The 6,163-nt window shown below is 51.7% G+C and carries 5 protein-coding genes; 2 read left to right on the top strand and 3 right to left on the bottom strand.

Annotated elements, in window-relative coordinates; translation table 11 throughout:
* The first annotated feature begins 346 nt into the window (after window positions 1-346).
* Entirely contained in the window at window positions 347-1,348 is a 1,002-nt protein-coding gene (locus P1P89_21545; GenBank protein MDF1594102.1) for a glycine cleavage system protein H, read from the top strand.
* Window positions 1,349-1,418: 70 nt separating this feature from the next.
* Window positions 1,419-2,345, top strand: coding sequence for a glycine cleavage system protein H (locus P1P89_21540; protein ID MDF1594101.1), 927 nt, complete (start codon window positions 1,419-1,421; stop codon window positions 2,343-2,345).
* Window positions 2,346-2,503: 158 nt separating this feature from the next.
* On the opposite strand, the gene P1P89_21535 is transcribed toward P1P89_21540, so the two are convergent.
* The 3 genes from P1P89_21535 to P1P89_21525 are packed head-to-tail and all read right to left on the bottom strand — an operon-like array spanning window position 2,504 to window position 5,968.
* Window positions 2,504-3,061: an archaemetzincin family Zn-dependent metalloprotease gene (locus tag P1P89_21535; protein ID MDF1594100.1), complete on the bottom strand. Its 558-nt coding sequence runs from the start codon at window positions 3,059-3,061 to the stop codon at window positions 2,504-2,506.
* Window positions 3,058-4,401 carry a sigma-54 dependent transcriptional regulator gene (locus P1P89_21530; protein MDF1594099.1) on the bottom strand — a complete coding sequence of 448 codons (1,344 nt, stop codon included), beginning with the start codon at window positions 4,399-4,401 and terminating at the stop codon, window positions 3,058-3,060. The genes P1P89_21535 and P1P89_21530 overlap by 4 nt, the downstream gene beginning before the upstream one ends.
* Window positions 4,402-4,414: 13 nt before the next feature.
* Entirely contained in the window at window positions 4,415-5,968 is a 1,554-nt protein-coding gene (locus tag P1P89_21525; GenBank protein ID MDF1594098.1) for an ATP-binding protein, read from the bottom strand.
* Between the last annotated feature and the right edge of the window lie 195 nt (window positions 5,969-6,163).

Genomic DNA, 6,163 nt, shown 5'->3' with positions numbered 1-6,163 from the left:
TCCCTATCGTATCTTAGAATTTTTATCCAGCCCTTTTAGCATTCATCCTCATTCTGAACAACCAGGAGTGTAGGAAAACTCGACTGTTGTGGCGCAAACCCCTACACCATGATAACTATCTGAATAACCTTCATTAATTTTAAGTTTCAAAACTATTTTAAAATTTATGTGGATTATTTCAACACACCCTCACGTCCTTCGAACCGACCTTATCCTTCCGGATAAAATAAATAATACAAACCATATCGTATGGTTATGGAATATATTGCCGGCGCAGAGCTTTCTGGCATGCCTCTTGCTTTATACTGTGTTAACCATCAATGCAAATCCAACAAAGGAGCGAGCGATGAAGGAACAATTTAAAAGGAGCCAGAGAGGTCAGGCCGGTTACGGGTCATTCTATCGCAAGGGCAATTTAGAGGACCTGGGAAAAAGCGATGAAATTCCCGTGATTCTGGGAAGACAGGTCTGGATGGTGAAACCGGAGCAGAAATCCAAAATCGGAAATCCGTGCCTCTGGATGCAGGCCGGGGCCGTAAAGTTCAAAAATTGCAACAATTACTATGACTGCACCACCTGCAGCTATGACGCCGGCATGGCCCAGCGGGTGGAACAGGGCAAGCAAATCAGCTGGCAGGACGCCATGCGTAAAAAGCCCGATATCGAACGGATTTGCCGGCACAGCCTGACCCATCGCATCGCCAATCGCCTGTGCGCCTACGACTATCAATGCGGCGCCTGTGATTTTGACCAGTTTTTTGAAGATGTCTGGACGGCCAAAAGCAAAAGCACCCCTTACGCCCTTCAGCAGGTCAAGGGGTTTGACGTGCCGCTGGACTATTACTTTCATAACGGACATGCCTGGGCGCGCATTGAGAGCGGCGGCTATATTCGCATCGGTCTGGATGACTTTACGTCGAAACTTTTCGGCAAAGCCGATGGGTTTGACCTGCCCCTGATGGGCAAGGAGTTTGACCCGGGGGCTGTGGGATGGGGGCTGAAGCGCAAAGAAAACCTGGCGGACATGCTGTCTCCGGTCGGCGGCGTGATCGTGGAGGTCAATTCCAAGGCCAGGCAAAATCCCGAAATCGTCAACCGGGAACCATACGGCGACGGCTGGCTGTTCCTGGTGCGAACGCCGGACATCAAAAAGTCCATGAACGACCTGATGACGGATACAAAGAGTTTGACCTGGATGGATACGGAAGTGCGCAATCTGGAAAACATGATCGAAGAAGTCGCCGGTCCCCTGGCAGCCGACGGCGGGCATCTGGCCAGTGACATTTACGGCAATTTGCCCCAGCTGGGATGGAACAATTTAACCCGGCGCTTTCTCAAGACACGATAGGATGAGCTGCTGCCGGCATCCCGGCAAACCCTGATTATTGCAAAACCTGTTTTATATAGAGGAAAATAAAATGAATACGATCCGCACTGAAAATCGCCTAAAAACCACTCAGGATCCCTGCGTCTGGATGCAGGCCAATGTCATCCCTAAAAAACTCTGCAAAACGGATTATGACTGTATCGCCTGCCGTTTTGACAAAGCCCTGCGAAGCCTGGCCATGGAAAATGAAAAACTTCGCAAGCTGGGGATTGCTCCCAATACCAAACGGGGTAAAATTGTTTTCTGGAAAGACCCCCTGATGGGTCTGGCGCCATGGAAACGGCCCTGTATCCACCATCTGAAAAAGCGCATCGAATTCAGGGCCTGCACCAATGAGTACCGCTGTGACAATTGTGAGTTTGACCAGTATTTTTACGACGAGTACACCGTGCACGCCATTGTAAAACCGGTGGATGTTTTGAACATCGAAGGGTTTAAACTCCCCCAGGGGTTTTATCTTCACCGGGGTCATACCTGGATAAAGCTGGAAGGCGGCGGCGAGGCCAGAATCGGCCTGGACGATTTTGCCCTGCGCCTGTTCGGCCCGCTGGACACGTTTGAGTCGCCGCTGGTGGGAAAGGAACTCCGGCAGAACCGGTCGGACATAAAAATGAAACGGGGATCGAACAGCGCCAATATTCAGTCCCCCCTCAGCGGGGTGGTTACCGCCGTCAACCCCCGGTTAAGAGAGCTGGGCAGCCTGGCGAACCAAAATCCTTACGCCGACGGCTGGATCGCCCGGGTTCATTCCCGCAGCCTGCGCCAGGATCTGAAAAATCTGATGATGGGGAATGAAGCGACTGATTATTTGCGGGACGAGGTCCAGCGCCTTTACCAGGTGGTCGAAGCGGAAGGCGGCCCCCTGGCCACCGACGGCGGCCAGTTCGGCCATGACATCTATGGCAACATGCCCCAGCTCGGATGGAAACGGATGGCGAATATTTTCCTGCGGACATAGAATATACGTTCTACCGTTTTAAACAAAAATTTACCCCTTTAGTAAAATCCCCACGGTCCCCCCTTTGAAAAAGGCGCAGGGGGGATTTTTTTAAGGAAATCAATCTAAATTCAGCTTGAATAATACGTCACCGGATTTACGAATCAGCGTACTTTGTTTTACTTCGCCAGCCTTTTTTTTTCATCTTCGAAAAGAACTTTGCAATAGCGGCACATCTGGTCGGATTTGCGGTCGACATCCTTGACGCTGCGGCAGTAATGCATGATGCAGACGGGATCCGGGCAGTGGCGCAGTTTAAAGGTGTGGCCCAGCTCGTGGATCGCTTCCTTGACCACCCGGACCGGATAGGCTTCCTGTACGCTCAAGGGCGAAAGGCCTTCCTTTAAACGAAAGGTGGACACAATACAGGCCTTGCCGCCCAGCTGCGCCTCCCCGTATACATGCGTAAGGATGGGGATGAAAAGATCCACCGCGGTGATCGCGAGCACCTTGGCGGCGCCGTCCGGCGCCGCTGCCGCCAGTTTGTCCAGAATCACAGTGGAATGATACTGGTCCCGGTTGGGATCCAGGGCGAAGTCCACATCCGGCAGCAGCGGCAGTCGTTCAACGCCAAACCCGAACACCCGCTGAAGACCCCTGCTGATGGGATTAAAAATTTCCTCACCACAATCCCCGACAAAAGAGACCACGACCGTATGTTCTAAAGGCGCAATCAAGATGGCTTCTGAATGTTATATCGCTTGATTTTGTTATAGAGGGTCGAACGGTCGATTTCCAGCGTTTTGGCTGACCGGGATATATTCCAGTCGTTGGCGCTGAGCACCTGTGAAATATGGGCCTTTTCAATTTCGGCCAGCGAGTTTACGTCCGGGGCGGCGTATTCCTCGGCACAGAATATCGGCAAATTCTCAGGCTGGATGATTGGCCCTTTGCATACCACCACCGCCCGTTCAATGGCGTTTTCAAGCTCTCTGACATTACCGGGCCAGTCATAGAGCATGATCTCATCCATGGCCCCCCGACTGATGCGGTCGATGGGTTTGTTGGTCTCCTGGGCAAACCGGTTCAGAAAATGATCCGCCAGGAGCGGCAGGTCTTCTTTGCGCTCCCTCAGCGACGGCATTTTAAATGAAACTACGTTCAGGCGGTAGTAGAGGTCTTCGCGAAAGGTTCCGTCTTTGATCACTTTCTGCAGTTCCCTGTTGGTTGCGGCGATAACCCTGAAATCGACCTCCAGCGGCTGCGTCCCGCCCACGCGGTAAAAAACCCGGTCCTCCAAGATCCGCAAAAGATCGATCTGCATGCGCATGCTGATCTCGCCGATTTCGTCTAAAAAGAGCGTGCCGCCGTGGGCCAGCTCCAGGCGCCCTTTCTTTGTCTCTTTTGCGTCCGTAAAGGCGCCCTTCTGATAGCCGAACAGCTCGCTTTCCATCAGATGCTCGGGTATGGCGCCGCAGTTGACCACCACAAAGGGCCCCTGGCTCTGGGGGCTGTTGGTGTGAATGGCTTTGGCGGCCAGCCCCTTGCCCGTACCGGTCTCGCCGGTTATCAGGACCGTGGAATTCATCGGCGCCACATCTGCAATCAAGTCAAACACCTGCTGCATGGCCCGGGACTGCCCGATCATGCTCTCAAAGCGGGTTCGCTCCTTGTACTGTTCCTTGAGGTACAGATTTTCCAAGGCCTGGGCCTGGTTTCCCAGAATTTTTTCGATCAGCACGCCCAGTTCGTTAGGGTCAAAGGGCTTCAGCAGATAATCCGCGGCCCCGTTTTTCATGGCGTCGATGGCGGTAGAAATGGAACCGTAGGCCGTGATCATGACCACCGCTACATCCGGATCGTTTTCTTTGACATGTTTTAGGACATCCAGACCGCTGATGCCTTCCATCTTGATATCCAGCAGCAGGATATTATAGCGGGTCGCATTTAATTTTTCTAAAGCCTCCTCGCCACTTTTTGCGGTTTCGACATCATGGCCGTCCCTGAGAAGCCAGCCCGCCAGGGACTCCCGCATGATCTTTTCATCATCAACGATAAGGATTTTCACGTTCCCCATAGGGACCTCCAAGTCAGGGTTTAACCGCTTTGGTCAGGTATTCCCGCGGCAGTTCGAGTTCAAATGTCGTTCCTTTGCCCACCTCTGACGCGACATTGATGGTGCCGCCATGCTCCCTCACAATTCCGTATGCCACCGAAAGTCCGAGGCCGACCCCTTTGCCTTTCTTTTTGGTGGTGAAAAAGGGCTCAAACAGCTTTGAGAAATTTTCGCGGGGTATCCCGATGCCGGAATCCTTGAAGGTAACATAGATTTTATCGGCGCCTAATGCGTGTCTGGTCTCGATCCGCAGGGTGCCGCCGCCGGTTGCCTCAACGGCCTCGGCGGCGTTTGAAACGATGTTCATCATGACCTGTTGCAGCTGGTCCTGTGATCCGATCAGATCGGGCAAATCGACGGACAGCGCCTTTTCTACTTTGACGCCGTTTATTTTAAGCAGGTTTGAATTAATGACGAGGGTTTGTTCAATCAATTGATTGATGTTAACCCGTTTGGGTTCCATTTTTGACTGCCGTGAAAACGCCAGCAGGTTGGAAACAATCCGGCTGATGCGCCGGGTCTCGGTTTCCATCAGGGTCAGGTATTGACAGAACTGTTCGATTTCATTCTTGTTAAGATCGTCTTCTTCAATGATGCGCTTCATCAGGATGATCAGGTTCAATATGCCCGCAATGGGATTATTGATTTCATGGACCACCGACGCTGAAAGTTTTCCCAAAGACGCCATTTTGTCTTTGTGGATCAGCTTGGCATGGGTCTCTTCCAGTTGTTGGGTCCTTTCCTCAACCATCTGCTCCAGCCGCCGGGTGATTTCCTCCTCTTCTTTCAGGCGCGCGGTGATATCCCGGGTGATTTCGATAAACTTTGAAATTTTACCGTCCTTTTCCCAGATGGGAAAAACGTGAACTTCAAAATGGGACAGCACCCCTTTTGAATTCATCCGGTTCATCACATGCCGGGTCGGTCTTTTATTTCTAATCACTTCGTCCAGCGGGCAGGCAATTTCTTCGGAATTGCACCGCTCTGTGACGCCCTGAAATACCTCGTAGCACTTACGGCCGATGACGTCTTCGCGCGAACAGCGCATTTGTTTGAGAAAGGCCTCGTTGACTTCTTCGATTTCCATCTGCGGGGTAATCACCGAAATAAAATCCTGGATCCCGTTCAGGATCGTTTCCATTTCCCGGGTCCGGTCCCTGAGTTTGCGCTCCTGCAGACCGATGGCCTCCCAGAAAACCTTGAACACGTGGTAGGACAGCACCCGGATATGGATGGGCCGGGTATTGAGGATTTCTTCAAAAACCTGCCCCTTCGGGTTGAGGACGACGATGAGATGAATGCTGTGCCGGGGATCATACAAATCATGATAGTCGGTAACGGTCAGCAGCCCCAGCTTTTTGGCGATCACCATGGCCGGCGCCTTTGGGTTGGGGTCTGCAACCGCCACGATGGGAGCGCTGACCCGTTCCTGGGGATCGTCAAATAACGTTTTTTCCAGGACTTCGGTGCTTAACTGCCCGCCGCCGACAAGTGCGATGTTGATAATCTCAGACATTTTTTTCGGCATAAATTCCTCTTTCGATTTAGGTGGAAATCGATGATACGGAATCGCCAATTCTTTTGGGAGATGATCTTAAGTTAATTATCACGCGGTCGGTATCGATTCAAGCTCATTTTTCCAGGAGCAGTAATTCTGGGCGAACAGATTAAAGTGGATATTTCCTGTAGATATTTGAGTTAAATAGAGTATTCGTGATAATTT

The organism is Desulfobacterales bacterium (assembly GCA_029211065.1).
In the GTDB taxonomy this organism is placed as follows: Bacteria; Desulfobacterota; Desulfobacteria; order Desulfobacterales; family JARGFK01; genus JARGFK01.
This window is presented reverse-complemented; position numbering and strand designations above follow the sequence as displayed.